Annotated in this window: 27 protein-coding genes, 2 tRNA genes and 1 other annotated feature; of the genes, 13 read left to right on the forward strand and 16 right to left on the reverse strand. The window is 44.6% G+C overall.

The features are described from left to right. Positions 1-43 precede the first annotated feature (43 nt). The 4 genes from KNO95_RS11950 to KNO95_RS11965 form a co-directional block, all read right to left on the reverse strand. Positions 44-1,336, reverse strand: coding sequence for an ABC transporter substrate-binding protein (locus KNO95_RS11950; RefSeq protein WP_026826792.1), 1,293 nt, complete (start codon positions 1,334-1,336; stop codon positions 44-46). Positions 1,337-1,500: 164 nt separating this feature from the next. Continuing rightward, entirely contained in the window at positions 1,501-2,481 is a 981-nt protein-coding gene (gene asnA, locus KNO95_RS11955; RefSeq protein WP_026826793.1) for an aspartate--ammonia ligase, read from the reverse strand. 69 nt (positions 2,482-2,550) lie between these two features. Then, positions 2,551-2,791 (reverse strand) — a binding site (T-box leader). A 104-nt stretch (positions 2,792-2,895) separates the two neighbouring features. Next, a complete protein-coding gene (locus KNO95_RS11960; protein WP_084483616.1) occupies positions 2,896-3,798 on the reverse strand; it encodes a carbohydrate ABC transporter permease in 903 nt (300 codons plus the stop codon). Further along, positions 3,795-4,700: a carbohydrate ABC transporter permease gene (locus KNO95_RS11965; RefSeq protein ID WP_026826795.1), complete on the reverse strand. Its 906-nt coding sequence runs from the start codon at positions 4,698-4,700 to the stop codon at positions 3,795-3,797. Before KNO95_RS11965 ends, KNO95_RS11960 begins: the two co-directional genes overlap by 4 nt. Positions 4,701-4,943: 243 nt before the next feature. Here KNO95_RS11965 and KNO95_RS11970 point away from each other — a divergent pair, with 243 nt between their 5' ends. The 3 genes from KNO95_RS11970 to KNO95_RS11980 all read left to right on the forward strand — a co-directional run bounded on the left by KNO95_RS11970 (position 4,944) and on the right by KNO95_RS11980 (position 10,692). Continuing rightward, positions 4,944-6,629: a formate--tetrahydrofolate ligase gene (locus tag KNO95_RS11970; RefSeq protein WP_026826796.1), complete on the forward strand. Its 1,686-nt coding sequence runs from the start codon at positions 4,944-4,946 to the stop codon at positions 6,627-6,629. A 14-nt stretch (positions 6,630-6,643) separates the two neighbouring features. After that, on the forward strand, positions 6,644-7,552 hold the full coding sequence (locus tag KNO95_RS11975; RefSeq protein WP_026826797.1) for an alpha/beta fold hydrolase: 909 nt from the start codon (positions 6,644-6,646) through the stop codon (positions 7,550-7,552). Positions 7,553-7,722: 170 nt separating this feature from the next. Then, the gene (locus KNO95_RS11980) at positions 7,723-10,692 is read left to right on the forward strand and encodes an SH3 domain-containing protein (RefSeq protein WP_026826798.1); all 2,970 of its coding nucleotides are present in this window, start codon (positions 7,723-7,725) and stop codon (positions 10,690-10,692) included. 41 nt (positions 10,693-10,733) lie between these two features. On the opposite strand, the gene KNO95_RS11985 is transcribed toward KNO95_RS11980, so the two are convergent. From KNO95_RS11985 to KNO95_RS11995, 3 genes are read right to left on the reverse strand one after another with little or no spacing between them, the layout of a single operon-like run. Then, positions 10,734-11,147: a DUF3805 domain-containing protein gene (locus KNO95_RS11985; RefSeq protein WP_026826799.1), complete on the reverse strand. Its 414-nt coding sequence runs from the start codon at positions 11,145-11,147 to the stop codon at positions 10,734-10,736. Further along, the gene (locus KNO95_RS11990; protein ID WP_235181865.1) at positions 11,144-11,698 is read right to left on the reverse strand and encodes a hypothetical protein; all 555 of its coding nucleotides are present in this window, start codon (positions 11,696-11,698) and stop codon (positions 11,144-11,146) included. The genes KNO95_RS11985 and KNO95_RS11990 overlap by 4 nt, the downstream gene beginning before the upstream one ends. A gap of 2 nt (positions 11,699-11,700) precedes the next feature. Next, the gene (locus KNO95_RS11995; protein WP_026826801.1) at positions 11,701-12,060 is read right to left on the reverse strand and encodes a hypothetical protein; all 360 of its coding nucleotides are present in this window, start codon (positions 12,058-12,060) and stop codon (positions 11,701-11,703) included. A gap of 130 nt (positions 12,061-12,190) precedes the next feature. On the opposite strand from KNO95_RS11995, the gene KNO95_RS12000 reads away from it, so the two are divergent. The 4 genes from KNO95_RS12000 to KNO95_RS12015 all read left to right on the forward strand — a co-directional run bounded on the left by KNO95_RS12000 (position 12,191) and on the right by KNO95_RS12015 (position 13,922). Continuing rightward, a tRNA-Gly gene (locus KNO95_RS12000) sits at positions 12,191-12,264 on the forward strand. 15 nt (positions 12,265-12,279) lie between these two features. Next, a tRNA-Gly gene (locus tag KNO95_RS12005) sits at positions 12,280-12,353 on the forward strand. Positions 12,354-12,508: 155 nt separating this feature from the next. Next, the gene (locus KNO95_RS12010) at positions 12,509-13,309 is read left to right on the forward strand and encodes an MBL fold metallo-hydrolase (RefSeq protein ID WP_026826802.1); all 801 of its coding nucleotides are present in this window, start codon (positions 12,509-12,511) and stop codon (positions 13,307-13,309) included. 406 nt (positions 13,310-13,715) lie between these two features. Then, positions 13,716-13,922: a DUF3006 domain-containing protein gene (locus KNO95_RS12015; RefSeq protein ID WP_015880796.1), complete on the forward strand. Its 207-nt coding sequence runs from the start codon at positions 13,716-13,718 to the stop codon at positions 13,920-13,922. 50 nt (positions 13,923-13,972) lie between these two features. On the opposite strand, the gene KNO95_RS12020 is transcribed toward KNO95_RS12015, so the two are convergent. Further along, positions 13,973-14,539, reverse strand: coding sequence for a TlpA family protein disulfide reductase (locus KNO95_RS12020; RefSeq protein WP_235181866.1), 567 nt, complete (start codon positions 14,537-14,539; stop codon positions 13,973-13,975). Positions 14,540-14,613: 74 nt separating this feature from the next. Between KNO95_RS12020 and KNO95_RS12025 the strand changes: the two genes are divergently transcribed. After that, positions 14,614-15,468, forward strand: coding sequence for an aldose 1-epimerase family protein (locus KNO95_RS12025; protein WP_026826804.1), 855 nt, complete (start codon positions 14,614-14,616; stop codon positions 15,466-15,468). Positions 15,469-15,504: 36 nt separating this feature from the next. Here KNO95_RS12025 and KNO95_RS12030 read toward each other — a convergent pair whose 3' ends face one another. The 3 genes from KNO95_RS12030 to KNO95_RS12040 form a co-directional block, all read right to left on the reverse strand. Further along, on the reverse strand, positions 15,505-15,723 hold the full coding sequence (locus tag KNO95_RS12030) for a PspC domain-containing protein (protein WP_026826805.1): 219 nt from the start codon (positions 15,721-15,723) through the stop codon (positions 15,505-15,507). A 20-nt stretch (positions 15,724-15,743) separates the two neighbouring features. Then, positions 15,744-16,451, reverse strand: a complete 708-nt coding sequence (locus KNO95_RS12035) for an SDR family oxidoreductase (protein WP_026826806.1) — start codon at positions 16,449-16,451, stop codon at positions 15,744-15,746. Positions 16,452-16,530: 79 nt separating this feature from the next. Beyond that, on the reverse strand, positions 16,531-17,718 hold the full coding sequence (locus KNO95_RS12040; protein WP_235181867.1) for an LCP family protein: 1,188 nt from the start codon (positions 17,716-17,718) through the stop codon (positions 16,531-16,533). 197 nt (positions 17,719-17,915) lie between these two features. On the opposite strand from KNO95_RS12040, the gene KNO95_RS12045 reads away from it, so the two are divergent. Beyond that, positions 17,916-18,830 carry a hypothetical protein gene (locus KNO95_RS12045; RefSeq protein WP_026826808.1) on the forward strand — a complete coding sequence of 305 codons (915 nt, stop codon included), beginning with the start codon at positions 17,916-17,918 and terminating at the stop codon, positions 18,828-18,830. Between the two features lie 177 nt (positions 18,831-19,007). Here KNO95_RS12045 and KNO95_RS12050 read toward each other — a convergent pair whose 3' ends face one another. After that, complete coding sequence (locus KNO95_RS12050; RefSeq protein ID WP_026826809.1) at positions 19,008-19,235, reverse strand: hypothetical protein; 228 nt, start codon at positions 19,233-19,235, stop codon at positions 19,008-19,010. A gap of 272 nt (positions 19,236-19,507) precedes the next feature. Between KNO95_RS12050 and KNO95_RS12055 the strand changes: the two genes are divergently transcribed. Continuing rightward, a complete protein-coding gene (locus KNO95_RS12055; RefSeq protein WP_026826810.1) occupies positions 19,508-20,380 on the forward strand; it encodes a hypothetical protein in 873 nt (290 codons plus the stop codon). Between the two features lie 65 nt (positions 20,381-20,445). On the opposite strand, the gene KNO95_RS12060 is transcribed toward KNO95_RS12055, so the two are convergent. Continuing rightward, positions 20,446-20,817, reverse strand: coding sequence for a hypothetical protein (locus KNO95_RS12060; RefSeq protein WP_026826811.1), 372 nt, complete (start codon positions 20,815-20,817; stop codon positions 20,446-20,448). 102 nt (positions 20,818-20,919) lie between these two features. Here KNO95_RS12060 and KNO95_RS12065 point away from each other — a divergent pair, with 102 nt between their 5' ends. After that, on the forward strand, positions 20,920-21,333 hold the full coding sequence (locus tag KNO95_RS12065; protein ID WP_407636720.1) for a VOC family protein: 414 nt from the start codon (positions 20,920-20,922) through the stop codon (positions 21,331-21,333). Between the two features lie 11 nt (positions 21,334-21,344). On the opposite strand, the gene KNO95_RS12070 is transcribed toward KNO95_RS12065, so the two are convergent. After that, complete coding sequence (locus tag KNO95_RS12070; RefSeq protein WP_026826813.1) at positions 21,345-22,391, reverse strand: NAD(P)/FAD-dependent oxidoreductase; 1,047 nt, start codon at positions 22,389-22,391, stop codon at positions 21,345-21,347. Between the two features lie 169 nt (positions 22,392-22,560). On the opposite strand from KNO95_RS12070, the gene KNO95_RS12075 reads away from it, so the two are divergent. Then, the gene (locus KNO95_RS12075; protein WP_026826814.1) at positions 22,561-23,115 is read left to right on the forward strand and encodes a methyltransferase family protein; all 555 of its coding nucleotides are present in this window, start codon (positions 22,561-22,563) and stop codon (positions 23,113-23,115) included. 38 nt (positions 23,116-23,153) lie between these two features. Here KNO95_RS12075 and KNO95_RS12080 read toward each other — a convergent pair whose 3' ends face one another. Both KNO95_RS12080 and KNO95_RS12085 read right to left on the reverse strand, forming a co-directional pair. Beyond that, a complete protein-coding gene (locus tag KNO95_RS12080; protein WP_026826815.1) occupies positions 23,154-23,963 on the reverse strand; it encodes a DUF368 domain-containing protein in 810 nt (269 codons plus the stop codon). Positions 23,964-24,036: 73 nt separating this feature from the next. Further along, entirely contained in the window at positions 24,037-24,612 is a 576-nt protein-coding gene (locus tag KNO95_RS12085; protein ID WP_026826816.1) for a GNAT family N-acetyltransferase, read from the reverse strand. A gap of 100 nt (positions 24,613-24,712) precedes the next feature. On the opposite strand from KNO95_RS12085, the gene KNO95_RS12090 reads away from it, so the two are divergent. Beyond that, positions 24,713-25,462: a sugar nucleotide-binding protein gene (locus tag KNO95_RS12090; RefSeq protein WP_026826817.1), complete on the forward strand. Its 750-nt coding sequence runs from the start codon at positions 24,713-24,715 to the stop codon at positions 25,460-25,462. Positions 25,463-25,464 lie beyond the last annotated feature (2 nt).

Consider the following 25,464-nt stretch of genomic DNA (forward strand, 5'->3'; position numbering starts at 1 on the left):
AAACACAAACGGTGAAGGGGTCGTTTCACCGTCTGTGTATTCTTTATTTCACTTTGTCTTGCCAAACTTTAGTGAAGTCTTGAAGCATTTCTTCACCTGTTTTTTGTTCACCAACATACGCCTGCATGAGTGCACCATATTCATTCACGGCACCATCCGGATACTTGAACCAGTTCCAAGAGATTGTCTTCCCTTCATTTGAATAGGCTAAGATATCATCTGCAAGTGGTCCAAGATCATTCGCTTCAACCGACTTGAAGGCCGGGATAAATTTGAACTTGTTGACCATGTAGTCTTTACCTGTATCAGACGTCGCCATCCACTCTAAGAAATCTTTTGCTTCTTCTTTATACTTCGAGTTTTTGTTGACGACCCAGTTGTTCGGGACACCGACCGGGAGTCGGTCCATCTTCTCAGCATCGTCGTTGATCGGGATTGGAACGAAGCCCATCTCTATATCCGGATTGACATCAAAGATCATCTGTTGTGCCCAGTTTCCTTGTTGGAGCATCGCTGTCTCTCCTTGAGCGAACTGTGTGACTTGAGTGTTATAGTCTGTCGTCAGTGGATTTTTATTCCCGTATTTAATCGTCAAATCAAACAGCTTCAAGAATTCCTGGAACTGTTCGTTGTCTTCAAACTTCGCTTTATTTTCGTTAAGCGCTTGAATAAACGCATCTGGATCATCTTGCTGAGCCATCGGGATATTTAATAAGTGAATTCCTAAAATCCAAAACTCTGCATAACCGACAGAGAATGGTGTAACTCCCGCCTTATCTAATTTTTCAGCTGCAGTAGTCAATTCAGAAAGCGTTTTTGGCAACTCATCGATGCCTGCTTTTTCAAACAGTTCTTTATTATAAATAAAACCGTACCCTTCAAGATTCATCGGCATACCATACAGTTTACCGTCCATCGTCATCGGTTCTTTGGCGACTTCGGTCAAGTCTCCTACCCATTTCTCACTCGATAAGTCCTCGAGTTTGTCTTTCCATGTTTGTGCTTCCGTGAATCCACCGTTGTTGAAAATGTCTGGTTCGTTTCCTGAAGCAAATTGTGATTTTAAGGCCGCACCATAGTCCGCACCGCCACCGACCGTTTGAACGGTCACTTTGACACCCGTTTCTTCTTCATACTCTTTTGCCATCGCTTCAAGATCTTTGGCGATCTCCGCTTTGAATTGGAAGACGTTCAACGTGACGTCTTTTTTATCTCCGCTGTCCGCATTTCCTTCAGAAGACCCTTCGTCCGTCAGTGATCCTCCACCACATGCCGCGAGTGATAAAACCATTCCGGCTGTCATAACCGCTGTCGATAATTTCCACTTCCGCTTCATCTCATTTCCTCCCTTAATCTCATCCATTCTTTACAAAACCAACTTTAAATGAAAACGCTTCCAATATGTAGGTGTCAAAATTGACGGATAGGGTGGAAAATGTTGCACAGAAAAACAAGACCCGTTTTAACGAGTCCTGTTCCCTGTTTCTAATTATTTTTATATTACAACAAGCTGATACCAGCATCTTTGCACGACTGAATCACTTCTTTTGGCCAGACCGATGTTTGGACTTCACCGATATGACGTGCACGTAAGAGATACATCGCTACACGGGATTGACCGATGCCTCCACCAATCGTGAGCGGAAGTGTTCCTTCGAGCACACCTTGATGGAATGGATAAGCACGTTTTTCTTCGGCCCCGGCTTTTTGAAGTTGTGCTTCAAGAGTCACCTCGTCTACACGAATCCCCATCGACGATAATTCAAATGCCGACTCAAGTTCAGGGTGCCAAACGAGAATGTCACCGTTGAGCGACCAGTCATCATAGTCCGCCGCACGTCCATCATGTTTCATACCTGAAGCGAGTTTGTCTCCAATTTGCGAGATGAAAACCGCGCCGTACTCTTTACAAATTGCACTCTCACGCTCTTTCGGAGTCATCGTCGGATACGCATCCTCTAGCTCTTGGCTCGTGATGAAATGAATGGCATCTGGAAGAATCGCTTCAATACCATACGCTCTTTCCACTTCCGACTCTGTTTCACGGAGTGCCACATAAATCGACTCGACCGTTGCTTTTAAATACTCCATCGTCCGCTCTTCTCGAGCAATGACTCGCTCCCAGTCCCACTGATCGACAAAGAGAGAATGCGTCGCATCGAGCTCTTCATCACGACGAATTGCTCGCATTTGAGTATACAATCCTTCTCCGACACCAAATCCATAACGTCCGAGTGCCTCTCGTTTCCATTTCGCAAGCGATTGAACGATTTCAAGTTCATGGCCTGGATACATCGTATCAAACTGAATGATGCGCTCCACACCGTTCAGATGATCGTTGACACCACTTGCTGATTCGACGAATAACGGCGCCTGTACTTGTGTGAGTCCGAGTTCACGCGAGACTTTCTCCTCGAAGAGTGCCTTTACTGCTCCGATTGTCTGCTGTCTTTCCTTCATCGTGCTTGTTGCTGTTGTCATTTTCCGTTTCCTCCAATTGTGGAATATTTGGGAGTGAAGCCATGAAAAAAAGCCCTCCAATCCCATCGAACATGGGACGGAAGACTTCGGTTCCGCGGTGCCACCCAAATTAGTAGACGAATCTACTCACTTTTTCGAGACAAACATCTCGTAGCTCCGATAACGGGGAGCGGTCCGGCTACGTCTACTGGCAAAGCGTTCGGGTAGCGACTCCAGGAAGTTTTTCGACGAAGGGTTAAGACCGGGCTCTCACCTCCCCCGGATCGCTTGACTCACTACCTTCATGTACTCGTCCTTTCGACGTCGTTCACAATTGAATTGAATTCATTATTATAAATATTCTGAATAATGTCAACGGTTTTTCAAAAAAAAAATAATCCTCCGTGTAGCGAACGGAGGATTCCCTTAGGAGGGTTATTTAATCGAACCACTCGTGATCCCTTTGATGATATGCTTTTGCATACCGAAGAAGAAGACCAAAAGGGGAACGATTCCTAACACTAAACCAGCTAACGCAAGATCCCACTGTTTTGTATATTGTCCAAAGAAATAGAACGTCGCGAGCGGGATGGTCCGTAATTCCACATCACGAAGAACGAGAGACGGCAATAGGAAGTCGTTCCAAATCCAGAGACTGTTCAAGATGACGATTGTCACCGTGATTGGCTTTAGTAGCGGAAAAACTATTCGCCAAAATACACCCCATGTCGAACATCCGTCAATGATGGCCGCTTCTTCAATTTCTTCAGGAATGGACTTCATGAACCCATGGTAGAGAAACACGGAGATTCCAGAACCGAACCCAAGATACATGACCATCAGTCCCCAATGACTGTTCAACAACCCAAGGACGCTCGAAACCTTTACAAGCGGAATCATGATAGATTGAAACGGAATGACCATAGCTGCCACGAATAAGAAAAAAATCATCGTGGAGACCCAATGTTTCGTACGAACGAGTTTCCATGCTGCCATCGAAGTAAAGATAACGATGATTGCATTTGCACCAAACGTGATGAGAAGTGAGTTTAGAAACACGCGTCCATAATTCATCGCTTCCCATGCTTCCGTATAGTTCGACGTCAACCATTCGTTCGGTAAGGCGGAAGTATTCGTAAAGATTTCGGCCATCGATTTGAACGAGTTGGCGACAACGTAATAGAATGGCACCAAATAAAGAAGTCCGAGCAGAATAGCGACGAGTTCAATGACTCCGAGATTCCAAGAATACGCTCCCGGGCGGAGAGGCCGCTTCGGGACGAGCTTTGGTGTTTCATCCAATTTTTTCTCGATTCGTTCCAATTTTTCCGTCGTCATGCTTCCACCTCCCGTTTTTTCGTCACGTACACTTGCGTCACCGTAATCGCAGCCACGACCAAGAAGAAGATGACCGCTTTAGCTGAGCCAAGACCATAATTGTTATTGACGAAGGATTCTGTGTAAATGTTTAAAGCCAACATCTCGGTCGATTTGAACGGTCCTCCATTTGTCAGCGACAAGTTCGTATCAAACACTTTGAACGACCATGAAATCGTTAAGAATAAACAAATCGTGATGGATGGCATAATCATCGGCAAGGTAATGTGACGAAGCATCTTGAAACGGTTCGCTCCATCAATTCGAGCCGCCTCCATCAAATCGGTCGGTACATTCTGTAATGCTGCGATATAGATGACCATGACGTAGCCGCCACCTTGCCAGATTGCGACGATCACGATTCCCCAAAATGCCGTTTGCGCATCTCCGAGCCACGGTAGTTCAAATAGACTCCATCCCGTCAACGCCCCAATCGAGGCAAATCCTTTCACGTAAATGAACTGCCAAATGAATCCGAGAATCAATCCACCAATCAAGTTCGGCATGAAGAAAATTGTACGTAAGAAATTTCGTGTTTTAATATTCATCGTCAACAATAATGCTAAAGAAAATCCGACGATATTCGTCAATAAGACAGATACAATCGTATATTTTGTTGTTATCCAAAAAGAAGCTCGGAATTGCTCATCTTCCAAAAATAATCGTTGATAGTTATCGAATCCGATAAAATTCAACTCGCCTGTCACACCGTTCCAATCCGTGAAACTATAGTAGATTCCATTGAAGAACGGGATCAGTACAATGGCGACAAAAGCCAAAAAAGCGGGTCCGACAAATGCTATAAAACTCGCAGGCTTCTTCCAATTTCGTCTTCGTTTCGTCCGTTTTGCAGTCTCAGTCATGTGTATCGCCTCCACTATCAATGTATCGTGAAGAGCTCTTTATGAAAACGGATACATTTGACAGAAAGGGTGGAAAATATTGAACGGAATGAATGAAATTCAAGGAATGATGAGTTATGATAAAATCAATGACAATACGAACGGATTGTACTCCAAACTATCCGTTCTGTTTTTTATGACGTTAATCACGAATATTATTCAATATATTAAAACACATCGTTCGATAAACGGAGGTACTTTCACATGACAACAACGAAACCATTATCCGACTTAACCATCGCCCAACAAGCTAAAACATTGCCGATCAAAGAAGTTGCAGCAAAAATCGGACTACAAGAAGACGACCTTGATCTTTATGGAAAATATAAAGCCAAACTTTCTTATGATGTCCTCGAACGTGTGAAGACACGAAAAGACGGAAAACTTGTACTCGTTACTGCAATCAATCCAACGCCAGCCGGAGAAGGAAAATCAACGGTCACGGTCGGTCTCGGTCAAGCCTTGAATCAGTTGGACAAACAAGCAATCGTTTGTCTTCGCGAACCTTCACTCGGACCAACAATGGGCTTAAAGGGCGGCGCAGCCGGTGGTGGCTTCAGTCAAGTTCTCCCGATGGAGGACATCAACCTCCATTTCACAGGAGACATGCATGCGATTACGTCGGCACACAACACAATTAGTGCCATGATCGACAATCATCTTCATCAGGGAAATGATCTCGGGATCGACGTTCGCCGAATCGTATGGAAACGAGTTCTCGACTTGAACGACCGTGCGCTACGTCATGTCACCGTCGGACTTGGGGGTACCGCTCATGGAGTACCGCGTGAGGACGGATTTGATATTACTGTCGCTTCCGAAATTATGGCCATCCTTTGTCTCGCGGATTCTTTGAATGACCTCGAAGAACGAATCAAGCGAATCGTCGTCGCTTATGACCATCAACAAGAACCAATCACCGCCGAACAAATTGGTGCGGCAGGCGCGGCAACATTACTTTTAAAAGAGGCATTTAAACCAAACCTTGTCCAAACACTTGAACAAACCCCGGCTCTCGTCCACGGTGGACCGTTTGCGAACATTGCGCACGGATGTAACTCATTGATCGCAACAAAGACAGCTTTGAAGCTTGGTGAATATGTCGTGACGGAAGCCGGTTTCGGTGCAGACCTCGGAGCTGAAAAATTCTGTCACATCAAATCTCGAGTTGGAGAATTAAATCCCGATGCGGTCGTTCTCGTTGCGACCGTACGTGCTCTAAAAATGCATGGAGGTGTATCTAAGGATCAGCTTCATATCGAAAATGTCGGTGCAGTCGGTCAAGGAATGAAGTTACTCGCCAAACATATCGACACGATGAAAAAGCTCGGACTTCCGACTGTTGTCGCTTTAAATCGTTTCAATTCAGATACAGAAGATGAGCTCGCTGCCGTTCTTGATTGGTGTACTGCACATGATATCCGCGCTTCATTGAGTGAGGTATGGGCGAATGGTGGACTTGGTGGTCACCAGTTGGCCGAAGCCGTCATTGATGCGGTGGAATCAAAAGAAAGCAAGCTATCTCCACTTTATGAATTAACTGACTCGATTGAACACAAAATCAAGACGATTGCCCGGGAAGTATATGGTGCCGCGGATGTCACGTTCACACCAAAAGCACAAAAACAGATTCAAGCCATCGAAACAAATGGGTGGGCCGACCTCCCAATATGTATGGCGAAGACACCGTTCTCCCTCTCTGACGACCCTTCAAAATTCGGTTATCAACAAGGATTCACGATCACCGTTCGCGAATTGAAACCATCAGTGGGAGCAGGATTCCTCGTCGCCTTGACAGGAAACGTGCTGACGATGCCAGGCTTGCCAAAACATCCGGCAGCTCTCAATATGGGAATTGATGAATCCGGAAAAGCAATCGGACTTTTCTAATAGGGGGATGACAGATGATCGTATCGGAGTTGACGTATCCTGACGGGTATCAAACGGAAGTGATGCACGTGCAGGCAGATCAATCAATTGGAAAAATATTCATGTTTCATGGGATGCTCGAACATCATGAAAGATATATTGAGTTCGCGCATTTTATGGCAAATAATGGATACGATGTGTTTGTATGTGACTTGCGAGGTGCGGGCACTAGCGCCCATGACCAAAACACTTACGGCCATCTTGCGCCAGAGACTGGATTTCAGCAACTCGTCGATGATGCCCAGTATCTCATTAACCAGCATGAGGATGAGCGTCCGACTTATCTGTTAGGTCATAGCTTCGGCTCACTTCTCGCACGACGACTCGGACAAGTCATGGGACACGCTTTATCTGGCGTGATTGTCGTCGCCCCGCCTCCACACCCTGGAGTCGCAGGGGAAATCGGTCATCGCTTGATTGCTACTGCGATGAATCGAAAAGGCGCGACACACCAATCTAAATTTTTTGAACGACTCTTGTTCGGACGCTACAACCTAAAATTTTTACCAGCTCGAACAGATAGTGATTGGCTCTCGAGCGTGCCCGATGAGGTTGACTCCTATATTGAAGATCCAAATTGCGGTGGACTACCGTCCCTTGGCTTCTTACATGAGGTGACCCGCGCCTCATTAGATGTCACGACATCCGCACGTATTCATGAACATCCGAAGTCACTTCCAGTTTTATTCGTTGCTGGAGTGGACGATCCCGTCACTCATGACGGCGAGGGGTTGAACGGAATCATTCAAAAATATCGTAAAGCGGATATCGAACTCTCTGTCGTCACATACGACAATGCCCGACATGAAATCCTTCGCGAAGCTCACCGTGAACAAGTTTGGTTGGATATCCTTTCTTGGATGAAGCAAATCAAAACCCATTAATTTACTCAACCTCCTTTTATAAGGGGGGTTTTTATTTACCTGATTTCGGAAAAGATATTTTAACCATTTACCTTTTTTAAAATTTTACTTCTTCTTTCCAATTTTTAAGTGCGTTATACTTAGACCGCAATCATTTTTATCATGTTTTTTCATCCGAAAGGGGTAACATATTGAAATCGACACTCTCACGATTAGGAGTAGCCGTCATCGTCTCAGGAACGATTCTGAGCACCGTTGCGCCTCTCCAATCATACGCAGCAACATCTGAAGGAACAGTCAACACACCCATTTTAAATGTACGGTCTGATTCATCGACATCGTCTTCAATCGTCGGCAAGTTAACGGAAGGAACGTCGGTAGATGTGTATGCCGTAAATGATGAATGGGCACAAATCAGCTTCGAGGGACAGAAACGTTACGTTTCTTCTACGTATTTGACGATGGGTTCATCCATTACAAAAGCATCTACAACGTCCGCTTCATTATATGTGGCTGAAATGAACGTCAATCTTCGGTCGTCGATGTCAACATCTGCTTCAATCGAAACGGTCATCCCGAAAGGATCACTCGTGACGCATCTTTCTACTCACGGTGCGACAGGGTCTTGGTATAAGGTACAATTCGGTACATATACTGGATATGTGGCCGCACGATACTTTAGCGAAACGAATCCTTCATTTTACGCTTCTAAGACAGCCGTTCTATATGACAAGACCGGTACTGGCGCGTCAAAAATCGCAACGATTCCAGAAGGCGCGCACGTCACTTACCTCGATTCATTGGGTGCGACGGGATCTTGGTACAAAATCGAATACGGTTCACTCGTCGGTTATGCACCAGCACGTAATTTTACAGCGACTCCCCTTGCTCCAGAAGCAGTCACGACATATTACGCAGTGAAAAATGTTGCGCTCTACAACGGTTCAGGAACGGGTGCATCAAAAATCGCAACGATTCCACTCGGAGCAGAAGTGAAGCGTGTGTACGTGAACGGATTGAGTTCATCTTGGTATAAAGTCCAATACGGGGACACTGTCGGTTATGCAGCTGCACGTAACTTCTCGACATCAAAACCTGAAGCAGTCGTCAAAACAACATATTATGCGGTTCGAGACCTAGTACTGTATGAGTCTTCCGCTTCCGGAGCGGCTCGCCTCCGCACGATCAAAGAAGGAACGAAAGTGGTACAAGTTTCTGACGCCAACCTATCCGACTCTTGGTTCAAAATCGAATATGATGGAGTCACTGGCTTCGCTGCCGCTCGCCATTTTTCAACGAAGGCACCTGAAGAAGTGACGATCACACCATACTTTGCGATTCGAAATGTGGCGATGTATAGTTCTTCTGCAGCCGGAGCAACAAAGATTGCGACGATTCCGTTCGGTGCAAAAGTGGAACAAGTCTCGCAAAGTGGTCTATCTAGTTCATGGTTCAAGATTCGCTATGATGGCAAAACAGGATATGCAGGCTCTAGTCACTTCTCATTGAAAAATCCAGAGGTTATTGTGAAAACAGATTACTATACAACTCGCGATGTCGTCTTATATAACCGTTCTGATGCTGAAAAGGTTAAAATTGCGGTCATTCCGTTCGGTACGAAAGTTCAACAAGTATCTGAACCTGGCCTCACGGAACGATTCTTTAAAATTGAATACGGCCCAATCACAGGTTATGCGACGGCGGATCACTTCTCGAAAACAGCACCGTCAGACGAACAATACGAAGAAGAACGTCAAGTTCGCATCTATGTAGATGGGAACGAACCGCTCAACGTTCGGTCTACTCCTGAAGTAACGACAGCAAATAAAGTCGGAACGTTAAGTACAGGAACGATTGTCAACATCAAACCGATTGTCGGCTCAGACTGGGCTCTTCTCACGAATGGAACGTATAGTGGTAACTATATTCATACCGATTACGTCGTACCTGTCACAACGACTCCACCTGCGACAGGCATCACGAAAAAAGTTTCATATACAAGTTATCCAATGACGGTTCGCCAGATGGCAGAACGCCAAATGGCTCAATTCGCTCAAACCGACGCACATCGATATGATGAAGCATATTTACCTCGCGCTTGGGTTAGCGTCAATGGTTCGACTGGAACGATTGTTAAGCCTGAGATGACAGTCATCTCGGGCTTAGGAACAGCTCTGAAGATGACTGCTTCCTCAAGTTCTTCTTCACTCGTTACGATTCCATACGGGGCGTCGATACAATATGTTGACCGCTACACTTCCGGTTCAACAGTTTGGTACAAAGTGAAATACGGCACAATGACTGGATATGTGACACCGAGTTCAGTCGTTGGGACAGCAAACATTTTAAGTCGACCGATTTTGACATCTCACGCCTATGGACAAATCAACACAGGTGAGACTGTAACCATAACTGGTCAGACGGGGACATACTATACAATTTCGTATAAACGCCCGGCTGGACACAACATTCGAGTATTCGACAACACATGGCGTCGCGCGTCAGTAGATGACCTTATCTCGTATGTCGATCCAAGTCAGATTGATTCGAACTCTCGTTCATTCTATCAATTCTTAGATTTATCAAAGAGCGCTGGGACAACAGCGACCACGCTCAACAAAGTTCTCACATCTAAAGGGACACTTAGTGGACAAGGTCAAGCATTCGTAGATGCGGCTAGCATGTACGGCGTAAACGAAGTCTATCTTCTCTCGCATGCCCTCCTTGAAACGGGACACGGTACGTCACTTCTTGCAAAAGGGGTTCCTGTCGATAAAGATGGGAATGCATTGATCAACTCGAGTGGGAATCGGATTTATCCGGAACGTCCTGTTGCCGCAACCGTCTATAATATGTACGGAATACAAGCTACCGATAGTAATCCGCTTGGGAACGGCGCAAAGTACGCTTTCCAACAAAAATGGTTCTCACCGAAAGAAGCAATCATTGGGGGAGCTTACTGGATTGGAGCGAAATATATTAACAATCCGCAATACATGCAGAACACACTCTACAAGATGCGCTTCAACCCGTCTTCACCCGGAACTCACCAATATGCAACCGATATCGGATGGGCTGCGAAACAGACGACTAGTATCTATAACATCTATCAATCTCTTGATGCTTACACGCTCAACTTCGATGTACCAAAATATCAGTAAAAAAATGAGACACGCGCCCCTAACTGGCGTCGTGTCTCATTTCATGTCCATTCGATTGAATCGATGATGGACTCAATCTCCATCTTTTCATCGGTCACCTGATCGGCTACGTATGTTAAAAATAAGAGCCGTGTTCCGTCGGTCAAGGACCATACATCTAAATGCATGCCGTCTTCAATCCCACTCGCATAGGCCGTCGTCATGTCACTCGTCTCATCGGTCACACTCGGTGCGACTTTCACGTCGATCGGAAACTCTCCTAAGAACGTTTTCAACTCGCTCATTGCGGATTGCTTTGGTTCTTGCGAATCTTCTGATTCATAAATTGAGATTTGAAGCGTTCCTTGCGCATCCTCTTCCGTCGAATAGAAACTCACGTAGTCTTCTTCTTCGCTGTATTCATAATGTTCCGGATATGTCAGGCGGAACCACCCATCAATTTCATACTCTTTCATGCTGTTTTCTCCTTTACTTGCTTAAATGCTAGCCCCGTGACCATCCTGGCTTGAAGTGCATACTTCAACCGTTCCGTCACGTAAAGACGTTGGCTGTTTACGTCTTGGGCAATCATATGTCCAAATAAATTCATTCGGACCGTTTGATTAGATAGGAAATAGAGTCGATCCGCACTTAATGGACGATATTCGTTCGAATGCTCAAGGTATTCGATTTCAAAGCGGCGAAGGACATTGAGTGCGCAATAACGGTCGGTTTTTCCCGTACTCGTATGAAGTTCGACCCGAACGAGTTGAACATCATACGGACATACATTCATAAAAACGGGACCTATCCGTTCATGTATCAAGAGGACACCCATATCGGTTTCAATTAAGTCAGGGAGGGCCCCTTCATCTTGCGAGATACTCAGCACGACATAAGGGCGGTTTGTCGGTGCGAGCAATTCTCCTTTGTAAAATCGAAATCGTTGAATCCCTGTTAGCACCCGGGCACGCCAAGCACTCCCCCGAGCCTCGGCTTCCATCCGATATAACCTCTCTCCACTCACGCTTACTCCCCCTTCACTCGTTTGAGCGCATCGACGAATGTTTCCCATTCTAGGTTGTCACAAACAACCTTATTTTCCAATCCCCATTCTTCATCGATTGTCAAACGTACTTCATTCGATTCCTCGTGACGGGTGATTTTTAAATCTCCTATTTGAATCGTGTCAGGACGTATAAGAAACGTTGTGGTCGGCAACCCGATCCACTTGATCCGACTCGTACGTAGTACAACGTACCATTCGTGATCGTGATGAATCGTAAACGTCCAATTCCGGAGAGACACCGTGGTATCCGTTTGTTTTGACTGCTTCAACATTCGAAATCCTTCACCCATCAGTTGTAAATATGATTTCCGTTCACTCATATTTGATTTCTCTCCTTTTTTCTATTATCTTCGTTGTCGATAGGGTTCTGCAACCTAAAAAGTTTTTTAAAAAAGGGTTTGCAAATAGAATCGTATATGCTATTATATCAAAGTAACGTTAAAACGTTTCGCGGGTGTAGTTTAATGGTAAAACCTCAGCCTTCCAAGCTGATGACGAGAGTTCGATTCTCTTCACCCGCTCCATATTTTTTCACTCATGCGGGTGTAGTTTAATGGTAAAACCTCAGCCTTCCAAGCTGATGACGAGAGTTCGATTCTCTTCACCCGCTCCAATATCGACATATACGCGAGAACATCTCGCACACATACACTGCACGGTTGAGACCTTGCAAAAGCAGAAAGTCACACGACTTTCTGCTTTTTTGTTGTTCTCTCAAGCGATTTGGGGAAAGAGTAAATGAGTCTAATCGAATGAGGAGGAACTCCATTGATTCAAGCGAAACTGCAATCATTTACTGTATATGAAAGTGCGTTGATGCGAACGACATCGACTCTCATTGATACACCCGATGCTATTATTTTGATTGATCCGACGTGGCTCCCTGAAGAAATCGCCACGATTCGCCGAGATATCGAGCTGCGTCGCAACGACCGTCCACTTTACGTCATCTTTACGCATCATCATTTTGACCATATCATTGGAGCCTATGGCTTTACCGATGCTACAACCATTGCCTCACAAGCGTTTGTAGAGACAGATTCATCTGAGCAGCTAAATGAGATTCGTGAGTTTTATGAGCAACATTACATCAATCGTCCTATCCAAAAACCCGACATCGATCTCGTGATCAAGCCCGATCAAACGCTTTTGCTCGGTTCAGTACCGGTCACATTCATCTCCACACCTGGCCATGACGCGACACACATGTCGATTTTAATCGAATCGATGAATCTACTCGTTTGTGGGGATTACGGATCAAATATCGAGCCCCCATTTATCGAACACGACCCGACTGCCTATCTCGATACGTTACAAACGTTGCAATCAATCATTTATGAACATGAAATCCAATGGTTCGTACCGGGGCATGGTGATTTATGTGATAATCGAAGTCAAATGATTAAGCGGTTGAGCGCTGCGGAAGAATACATTCTAGCTCTTCCTGAACAACGTCATTGGTCTCCATCTTGGCCAGATCACGCATTTTTCGATCGGGTTCATGAACGAAATCAGAAGATGGTGGAACAAAAAGAGACCGATCGTCGGTCTCGTCGACAAGACTATTAAAAAAATCGCAACGTCTCCCCAAGACGTTGCGATCCCCCTATGTAGACCTATTTCTTTGTGATGCGTTCTGAGCGGACCGTGAACATACGGTCAACCCCATAGATTGTTACTCCCGTCAGAGCGAGCAATCCAATCATAGCAGAAGAAAACATGACCATCCCCCCATTGTTCACAGTTTCGTCATAATCACCCCGTGGTTTTATTATAGAAGACCGCCTCCAAAAAAGAAAGCGTTTTCTTCAAACTTTTTTCACATTTCTTGTTAATAACATCCACGGGTCTCGAACATAACGCCCACCCTTTCTATGGACGGACACGTGTAAAGAGGTGTAGCTTTTATGTAATTTGGGAATACATGATGTAAGGATAAAAAGAGACAGAAGCTGCTCGTCGAGGAGGAAGAGGTATGATTAAGTACGGTACATTGGTACGGATCGAGGGAAAATATGCCGTATTGAGATGGAATAATGGCTCAAGTTTCATTCCTAGACGATTCCTACCATCCGAAGCACGTGTTGGTGATACAATCATTCGAGACAATCATCACTATTATCTTGAAGAAGATATGACCCCTAACTTTGATGCGTTGATTAAGCAACACTACAAAAGCTGAACGATCTGCCCAATCAAACCGGGCAGATCGTTCAGCTTTTGAATGACGTGTCATTCTGATAATTGACTAACCTGTCCTTGAAGCCACGCTTCGTCAACTGGACCCGTCTGTTTCGCCACGATGATTCCTTTTGCATCTAGAACGTACGTTGTCGGTAATGCGACAACACGATATCGTTGCTCGACAGCTGCCTCTTCATCTAACAGAATCGGAAAATCGACGGGATACTCATCTAAGAATGCTTCCACGTCTTCTTTTCCACGTCGTTCATTCTTCGTGACATTTACTCCAACAACCGGAATATTCGTCGCTTTTTCAAAAGACACGAGTTCAGGGAACTCATCCCGGCATGGTGGACACCACGAAGCCCAAAAGTTAATCACGACCGGCTTTCCTTGATATTGAGAAAGAGAAAGACGTTCCCCTTCTAGCGTGCTCAAAGTGAAGTCTGGAGCTTGCTGTCCGACTTCTAACCCTCCCAAAACCGATTCATCTTGTACAATCGGAACCGCTTTATCTCCCTCTAACGTCGACATATATTCTTCATAACCTTTATAAGCAAGCCCAACAATCAATAGAAGGATTAGCGTTCCGATTACGATTTTTTGTAAGCGCATCATTTACCCCTTGTTTGTTTTCCTCAAGATTTCTACACTTAACTTATCATAAACTGTAAAGGAGCGTGTGTATTGTGCAACTTCAAAATGAAAAAATACAGATTAACTTAAAGGCGCAAGGGGCGGAGATGACTAGTTGGAAAGTAGAAGGACAAGAATTTCTTTGGCAAGGGGACCCCACGTATTGGGGGAGACAGGCACCGATTCTTTTTCCGATTGTCGGTCGGTTGCTCGATGATCAATATTTGTATGAAGGAAACACGTATACGATGAGCCAACACGGCTTTGCCCGTGATGCTATTTTTGATATCGATTCATCGTCTGCCACGTCCGTCTGTTTCACACTGAGCGATACAGCTGAATCGCGCCAACACTATCCTTTCCCGTTTACGCTAAACGTTTCATATCAACTTGTTGGCGAAGAAGTCATCGTGTCGTATCGTGTCTATAACTCCGGTGAAACCGTGTTACCATTCAGTATCGGAGGCCACCCCGCATTCAATGTTCCATTCATGGGGGGAACGTTTGAGGACTATACGATTGACTTTGGTGAAGTTCGCACACGCGATCGCTATCTCTTAGACGGTCCTTATTTGACAGGTGCGTATCAACCACTCGGTGAACGACAGTATATCCCGCTCACTAGATCGCTATTCGATGACGATGCGCTGATTTTTGAGAACGTTGACTACGCAGCACTCCGGCATCAACCGACAGGCACCGCCATCGTGATGGAAAGTCCGTCCTTCACGCATTTTGGTATTTGGTCTCCACCGCACAAAGACGCTCCGTTCGTCTGTTTGGAACCTTGGTTCGGACATGCGGATTATAAAGGGCACCGAAGAGACTTCCTGAACAAAGAAGGGATTCAACTCCTTTCACCAAATGAGACATTCGAAGCGAGTTACACTTTATATGTAGAGAAATAAAAAATCAATCCGACGAGACGTCGGATTGATTTTTTATTAAAAGCGATCTTCTTGTTCTACTTCATATTCTGATGGCGGCTTCTTCATAATAATTGCCAGGATGATGTAAATGAGGAGTCCTGGTCCTCCGAGAAGAGCCATCGCCACGAAAAGAACGCGCATGATCGTGACATCCACACCTAAATAGTTTCCTAGTCCTGAACATACTCCGGCAATCATTTGATTACTTGGGTCTTTGTATAACTTCCGTTCCATGTTATCTTCTCCTCAACTCATTATGAGCGTTGTGGTCGACGCAACGTCGTTCTTCCTCCATTCGCTACTTCTCCACGTCCTTCAAAATCAAGTGCTTCGTTGATTGGTGTACTGCCAGACTTAATTTCAATCCGGCGACCGTACAAGCCACGGTTATCGAGGGATGCTGCGATGATAGTCGCGACATCAGTTTCAGAAATCGTCGCACCATCCGCGTCATTCAGATCTTCAGATGCTTCGATGGAACCTTTACTCGGTTCATCGACAATGGTCACTGGGCAAATAATCGTATAGTTCAAACCGCTATGTTCGATATACTCGTCGGCGGCATTATTAGCTGACAGAAAGTTAAAGAGTTCTTTCGGTGCAGCATTCGGTTGATCGGCGCCATAAGCACTGAGCAAGACGACATGACGTACTCGTTCTTTTTTTGCGGCATCAATTGCGTTCATTGCGACGTTTCGGTCAAGCAGTTCAATTTCAGTGCTCGAACCATCTGCACCAGCAGTTGCCGCAATAATAACGGCATCTTGTCCGCTCGTCGCCTCATGCACTTTTTTCTCGAGTTCTTTCTCAACGTCAACCGTCAATACATGCGCACCCATTTTTTCATACTCTGCTTGTAGTTCAGGATAACGAATTAAAGCGGTCACTTGATGGGTTTTCGCCAGGCTTTTCAATACACGTTTCCCGATCTTTCCTGTTGCTCCAATGACTAAAACTTTCATTCAAATTTCCCTCCTCAAAAGAGTAGTTCATTTGTTTAAAATTCCTCTTTCAAGTCAGAATCAAACCCTTTTCTTAAAATTATCTGACAGTACCCCAAATAGATAAATCAAGAGCATCTCGAATCGTCTGGACACTCTCTTCTAACGGTTCATAGTAATAGACGTTGTTGATATAGGCATCCTGACCTTCGACTTGCATTTTATTTACCTCCGGATTCGAAATCATCGTCAATCCGACAGAAGCCATTTGCAAGACGTTCATCTCAAGCCCCATCTCTTCTTTCATAAAGCGGTATGTCGCAGGGATTTTGGTCCACCCAGAAGGACTTGCCAGTTTTTCTGCGACAGCCGTCATGACCTCCGTTTGACGATTCGAACGAGCCCCATCTGTATCAGATTTACGGTGTCTCGCATACGCCAATGCCATGTCTCCATCCATCGCATAGGAAACGCCTTCCGTATATTCATACGTTTGGTTGAACCCTTTCTCACTAAACGAATGCGTTGCCGTGACGTTCACCCCACCGATTAAATCAATCAATTCCATAAACGATTCGAACGTGATGACGACTTGTCCATCGACCGAGGCATCAGTCAGTCCTTCCACGGCACCAACCGTACACTCTGCACCACCGAATGCGAACGCATGCGTAATTTTGTCACCTTCCCGTTCAGGTTCACATGGGATGGCCGTATACGTATCCCGTGGAATCGATACATTCTGAACAGTACCAGAGCGTGGTACGAATTCCATCAACTGCAAGGAGTCCGTACGAGATCCCGAGAGTGACTCACCAACCCGTGCGTCGCTTCCCATGATGAGGAATGTGAAGGGAGATGTCGCCATATATCCAACGACTAGTAGAATCACAAGTAGGAAAAGGGCAACTTTCCCCTTCCATTTACGCTTCCGTTTCGTTGGCTGTTTAGAAGAATGAGACATTTCTCGTTTTGTGGGAGTAGGTGATTCTGATTGTCTCGTCGCATGCTGTGATTTCGAACGAGATGATTTCTGTTTCGAAAATAATGAGATACGGGGCGATCGTTTCCGACGTGGCTTCACCGTTCCATTTTTCGGTTTTGAAGAATCTTTCATATGTTCATTTAAAAATGGATGTTCGGATTGACGTGTCGCCTGTTCACGCCGTTGTTCATGTATAGATAGTTCGTCCGGTTGACCACGGTCCACATGAGACGATTCGATTTCTTGTTGTTCTAATTCGCGTTTTCTACGTTCGACACGCGATAAATGTTGTTCATCTTTCATCATTATAATCCTCAACTTTATCAATTTTTCTCTATTATCCCGAACCTGCCTTCATCTGACAACGTTTCTTATGAAAATCCGTCTTAAGCATGAGACCAAATGATTGTTTCAGATGAAAACCGGGAAAGGAATAATAATTGGTGTTTGCCCAAATCAAGAAACGGTGTAATAAGAAATGACCGAAAGGAGGAGAGCTGATGCGTGTCGGAAAATTACGCATGTTATTGGAGCAATACGGTGAGACGACGTTACGCGATTTACTCGTCGAAATGTATCGTCATACTCCTAAAGATGTGATTGATGATCAAGATTTTGATTTCATGATTAGCCAGTTCACACGCTATAAAGAAAAAAAGCATTCGGAAGAACGGCATTCGCTCTCGCAAACGATTACGCTGGCTGAACGCTTTGTTGACTCCGCATATGAATATTTATATATTCGCCCGAATCAGGTGATGTCAGAGCGTGACCAAAAAAATTGGTACATCCACGCCAAAAAAATCATTCGTGATTTATCCCACTACGCAGAAGAGTATACAGAAGCGCGTATGATGTATGAAGAAATGTTTTACCTTCTGTCTACGTCGGCCGGAGAAGAACCGCTCTTTTCAACGAGCGACCCATTCCGCCTTTTAAAAATTTCACAAGTCACCATGCTTCAAAAACTCATTCATTACTATCAACTAGATGCTCCGATTGATACCGTCTGGATTGACCGCGCCTTATACACCGCTCTTCATGTCCCAAAAGATGTCGATTCCACAAGAATTGATTTACTTTCAACGTTGTCCATCGAGCATAGTCACGCCAACTCAAGAAAAATCCTCCACTCCCGTCTCCTAAAACTTTGTGACCGTACTTTAGAGAAGTCTCAGATAGAAGATACCGAACTGGAAAACTACCAGGCACTCAAAATGTTAGAGCTTCGCCTTCTTGTCTCTGAAGGGAAATTAAAAGAAGCGGAACAAAAACTGTTTTCAGAATATATTCCGTTCTTTTCTCATCGCTCCGAACCATTTCAAGTATATGTCGACTTTCTAGAAAGTCACGGACATACAGACGAGACAAAACGGTTAAAGCGGTTAGCAAAAGAAAAGCGAATTCGTTTATAGAAAAAGGGAGTCAATCGATGAGATCGATTGACTCCAATACATGATATGAACGAGGGGTGTTCATTTGAAAGGAGGACAGAAAGTTGGTGCAGAACTTCCTTCCTACACGTACAAGTATAAGCGAATGATTGTAAACGTTACCAAACTACTTATTGCATTTTTGTGAACGTTTTCACGTTATTCAATCGTATTCATTATCCCAAGTCCGATGACTGATAATAATACGATGAGTACGAACAAATAAATCATTTCATTTGGTGATTGAAATCCCTCATGAATTTCTACGTCTTCTTCGATAATGATATTTTCATGAATGACCACTGGTTCTGTTTCAGCTAGCGCTGGAGATGGTGTGCCTGTCATCAAAAGTACAAAAGCCAGTATCATGTAATAAACGTATTTCATTTTATACTCCTAATATATGGTTTCATTGTGATTAAGTATAGCATGTTTCATCGGTTCGTTACGGATGACTTTTGATGAAACTCACACATCAGCGCTCAGGTGAATCATATTTTACTGTATTAAACGTATATCTTCTATTTTACTCAAACCTTTTTCTAGAAGGTTTGATTTTTTCTTAAGTTAGATGTCATCACAATGCCACACACGATAATATAAGGAAGCGCTTACAATTTAAGTGTACGTACCATCCAATATAGAAAGAAGGATTCTTTGTGAAACGAGCGCTACGTTTTGTGGAATGTAGACAATTACCGTTGCATGAACGCACTTCCATTCAATCATTATATCCATTTAGCCAAGCACCTTTACTTCTCTCCCTGCCTTCACATCACCACGTCTATGTCGCATTAAACGAACATACCCCACTAGCCTCCGTCGTCGCAAACGACGAACATCTTGAAGAATTTCAAATCATTCAACTTTCAAAATCGGCATACGATGATCGTCATGTTTTCCGCGGATTACTCGATCGAATTTTATATGAGAGAAGTCGGGAAACAAAGCACATGATAACTTACTATTTACACGAAAACGACTATCACAATCAAGATAAACTTCGAATATATGAGGCATCCGGATTTCAAAAGTATCATCAAACGACTACGTATCATTTGCCATTACTCCCATGCGAGAAAGGATCACATACATATTGGACGCTAGATTTGATTGATTATTCCAGAAGAAACGAATGGATTGAATTTCGAAATACATCTTATTATGTCCTTCCGGAAGCGGTCCCTATGACAGACCAACAGTTTACGAATGAAATGCGCCAGCATACATTGTTCTATATGTTACGTTGGTGTCACCGCCCGATTGGGATTATGAAAGTAAGATTACGAATGTACCATGTGTTCGTACAAGAAATCCACTTAGAATGTGACGAACCGTTTGTACGGGAAGCCATTTCGTTTCTGCAACAAAAGTTTTTCTATAAGCTTCGATATATCGAAGAGGCTCACATTTCCACGACCAATTTGCAAACCGACTTGACCTTTGCGCTCCAAAAACACGGTGCTCAAGCATCTTCTGTCAGCGGATTAACTTACACGCAACAGGTGCCGCCGACCCCGCTCTATTCATAAAATGCTAAAAGACGTCGAGCAAATCAACTCTTTCTCACAGGAAAAAGTTGTTCGTTCAACGTCTTTCATTCTGCAGCGGTTGTCGACTCCATCGCTAAAGGTGGCATCTCTTCAAACAGTTCTGTCCGAAGTCCCGTGTCTCTCAAATCGAGCGATTCAATCCGATCGAATTTGATTTTGCGGTCGACAACATTGAACCAATACGTGATGTTTGGCTCATCTTTGAAACGAATCGCATAATTCGATCCATTCAAATGAAAGTCGACTTCGGTAGACAGCAACTCCGTCGGACCAATCTGTTTATGAGTAGTTAACCGTTCAAGGACAACCTGTTCTTCATTGATGCGATAGTCGACAAATGTCGCAAGTGAGAGTCCAAACACAAATGATACCAAGGCGAAAGTGCCCACCAAACCCGTAGTGATTTTTCCGTTCATTTCGCTGTCCCTCCCTCTCCTATTATATCGGATATGCTTGAAACGTTGTGAAGTGACATTTTGTTCAACTTTAGGCAAACTGAAGAGTGAGGAGGAATGTTTATGCAAATTGACCATACAGGAATCGCCGTTCGAGATTTAGACGAGGCGATCACCTTTTATACGACCGTGTTAGGCGGAGAACTCATGGATCGCTATACAAATACGGCTACCGGGGTCGAAACCGAGTTAGCCGTTATCCATATCGGGGAAGATGTTATCGAATTACTACGTCCGACAAGTAATACGAGTCCGATTGCCCGGTTTATGAAAGCTCGAGGGAAAGGGGTCCATCACATCGCTTACCGCGTGGACGATTTAGATCAAGCCATTACCAAACACATGCAAAACGGAATCACGTTTTTAGAGGATACGCTTCGTACGACCGCTAAAGGTCGACGATTAATCTATATGGATCCGCGTCATTCAGGTGGCGTGATCACCGAACTTTGTGATTATCCTACAGAAAAGCAGTAAGAGTGTCCCTCTTACCGCTTCATCATGGTTTCTTCTATCAGTTGACGGTTCTTTTCTTTTAATCGTTCGTTATGAGAGGACACCATTGCCGTTGCGGTCGCATTCGGGTCAATGTATGTTTTGGCCCGGTTTACCGCATTCGCAGCATCTTGAAACGCTCCCGCGATAAGATGTACTTTCCCTTCATGTGTGAGGATGTCACCGGCGGCGTATAATCCCGATACGGATGACTCGCTACCTGAATTGCCTTTCACATAAAATCCATCCTTCATTTCTACCTGTAAATCACTGTGACGAAGCAACTCCGTATCTTGCTCGTACCCGTGATTGATCACTACTTCATCCACATCGATCACACGCGACTTACCTGTTTCTACATGTGTCAAACATACTTGCTGAATCGATCTCCCATCGTGAGAAATCAAATCCGTCACTTTAGATTGTGGGCAACAATCAACCCGACTCTGTTTAATCTTCTCGACTTGTGCCTCATGTCCACCGAGTTCTTCTTTTCGATACGTCAGTACGACCTGTTCTGCAATCGGCTCAAGGGCATTGGCCCAATCAACAGCACTATTGCCTCCACCGGAAATCAATACACGCTTCCCTTTGAAGCGTTCAAGCGATTTGACCGTATAATGAAGATTTGACAATTCGAATCGTTCCGCTCCGCTCACTTCGATTTTATGAGGCTTGAGAATCCCGCTTCCGGTCGCAACGATGATGGTTTTCGACACATGATGCCCATTCGTCGTATCGATTCTAAACAATCCGTCTTGGTGTTTCGAAATCGACTCTACTTTCTCGCCAAGATGAACCGTTGGAGAAAATGTGAGGCCTTGCTCGACTAGCTGATCAATCAGATTCGCACCTGTTGTCGGAAGGAGTCCACCTACATCCCAGACCATCTTTTCCGGATACGCGTGCACTTTTCCGCCTAAAAAAGGTTGAAATTCGATGATTTTCGTCTTCATGCCTCGTAAACCGCTGTAAAAAGCGGCATATAATCCGGCAGGTCCCCCACCGATAATCGTCACGTCGAATACTTCCTCGTTCATCGTCGCACCCTTCCTCTCTCTATACGTAAAAATGATAATCATTCTCATTAGATGATAACTCGTTTTCCTCACTTTGACAAATTATTTTCGTAAGTCGGTGACGCTCATTTGGTTTTTCTTATGCGAAGGTCGGGTAATGAAAGATGAATCAGAGGGAAGGGTGTGTACTATGGAATGGATGGATCTCATATTGATCATCGTGTCCTGTTTTTGGATTGTGGAAGTATGGCGATTTCGTAATCGGAAAGAGGCAACAGATGGATCGGTCGAGCGGAAAAGCTTTTATTTCGTAGCAGCAACGATGATTGCTGTCTTTTCGTTATCCATCATATCTTCTGTTGTTTTTGAAACGCCTCCATCAATCACTCAACAAATGATTGGACTTACATTTTACATAGCCGGTGTGTCCTTACGATATTGGGGAATTTTACACCTCCGTCACCAATTTACTCGACACGTCGTCGTTCGACCTGAAGATGAGCTCGTCAGCTCAGGACCGTATCGCTATTTGCGTCATCCGTTGTATACAGGCTTGTTACTGATCACGTTCGGATTTTCTCTATATTTTCTCCATTGGGTCATCGCATTAATCGGTGCGGGTATAACATCACTTGCGTTACTATACCGGATTCACATCGAAGAAGGAATGCTGATTCGTCACTTTGGGCAAGCCTATCGTACTTGGTCGAAGTCACGCAAACGTTTATTCCCCTTTATCTATTAAAAAAGGAGTCCGGAAAATGAACCGGACTCCTTGACTATTTAAGCAGAATATCTACTGAGTAATCGGACGACAATAACACCTGCGATAAACGCGACGATACTGAGTACCCATATAAGACCGGAAGCCGGAACTCCTGGAAACACGACGGCGAGCGAACCAATCACTAATCCGATAATGACTGAAAACGTCATTCCAGGGAAATTCGCTAGCAAGTAGCGGATGACTTTACTACTCACAATAAAGCCGACTGCCACTCCTGCACCAACAATCCCGATAATCAACAGGTTAAAGTTTGAAATGGCACTGATAACCGTTGGATACACCCCAATCAGCAACAAAACGAATGAACCACTAATACCGGGAAGTAGCATAGCCATACTGCCTAACCACCCAGATAAGAATAATAGAAGCACTGTCCCGAACGTCATGTCGGTAATGATTGATGAATCAACCGGATTAAGAAATGCCATACAAGCCACGAGTAACATTGCCAACGTCATTGCGATGACATGAATCGGGCGAATCGATGCGCGCGATTTGAATTCCATGAATAACAATGGAATAATCCCTAAAATCAGTCCGATAAAGAAAAACTGTGTCGGTGCATAATACTCAAGTAATAAGTATTCGATGATTCGACTTAGGACGATAATGGCTGTCCCCATTCCAATTGCCAACGGAATTAAGAACCCGATATATTTCTTCCAATATCGGCTAAACACGCCGCTGATTGCTTCGATGAGTTGATCGTAGATACCTAAAATGACTGCGATGGTGCCGCCACTGACACCTGGAATCAAATCACTTGTTCCCATGGCCATCCCTCGCCAAATATTTTTCCACTCCATAACGTATCTCCTTTGCGTATATCTTTCCTCAAGCACTTAGTATAGTCGAGAAGAACGGTTTACGCATCCGCTTTTAGACTGAGAAAGGAGGCGAGTTGATTTCTTTTTTCATATAGTCAAATTTCGCCCCGGAAATATTGATTTCTTTTTCTTTTTGGAATCCGAGACGTGTATATAAGCGATGCGCCGCAACATTTTCTTGGTCCACATTCAATGTGACTGCTGGAACACGATGCTCTTCCGCGACTGTACAAATATGTTCGATTAACTTCGTCCCAATTCCTTGTCCTCCAAACGCCTCTGCGACAGCGAGTGAGTCGATGTACTGAACGTGCCCTTCCGTTTCAACGTCCAACTCTTCCTCACTTCCACGTGCCTTCAACCATTCTCGAATCGGACGATCTAGCTCCTCTGCTTCGTCTCCACGGTACGAAATGATTATCCCGGCCACTTCACCTTCCACATCGACCACCCAAATATTTTTGTGACTCAAGCGATTTTTCGGATGCTCCACCCAACCCGCAAGACGTTCCAAGACTTCACTTGTATTTTTTGACGCTGTTAACGTGTACGCAATCTCATGAATTGCTTGATACATGAGTGGTGCAATCTGTTTACTGTCTTGTTTCGTTGCTTGTCGAATATTCATGATTGATCCCTCCACCCTCTAGTCTAGCATAGCCGCACAAAACGATTGTTTGTCCACACTCGTTTTGTGGCATCATATAGAGTGAAAGGGGCGAATCAAAATGAAAGCAATCATTACTGGAATGAACGGTACTGTAGCACCAGTCGTCGCCGATACGTTACAGCGCCATGGAATTGAAGGAGTTGCGTGGGACCGTGAACGTGTGTCAACGACGAATGAAGAGGAGATGCGACGATTTATCGATAGCATCCGTCCTGATTATTTTTTACATATCGGTATGGGTGCAGTGGAATGGGCCGAGACACTCGCTCGATTATGTGCAGAGAAAAATATTCCGTTTCTGTTCACGAGTACCGTCTCCATTTTTTCAGACGATGTAACCGGACCAATTACACCGGACACCTCACCAGATGCGGAAGATGACTATGGGCGGTATAAGCGTGATTGTGAACGTGCGATTGTTCGCGTCAATCCAGGTGCACAAATCGTCCGTCTCGGATGGCAAATCGGAGAAGAGGCCGGATCGAATAATATGATGGACTACTTTACAAACGAGATGAAACAACGAGGTGTCATTCAAGCGAGTGAGCATTGGTATCCATCTTGCTCATTTTTACCGGATACAGCAGACGCTTTATTCGAAATTTTGACAAAACGTGGTCCTGGAATCTATCAATTAAACGGCAACGCGAACTATTCCTTGTACGACATTGCGGTAGGGTTAAAAGAACTTCACGATGCGGATTGGCAAATCGAAAGTACAGATGAACCGAAACGAGACAATCGGATGATTGATTCATCTGTATCCATTCGTCCGATTTCAAAACGCTTGAATCTGCAAACCAAATAAAT

Origin of the sequence: Exiguobacterium sp. ERU653, assembly GCF_018617775.1 — a bacterium.
GTDB classification, from domain to species: Bacteria; Bacillota; Bacilli; order Exiguobacteriales; family Exiguobacteriaceae; genus Exiguobacterium; species Exiguobacterium marinum.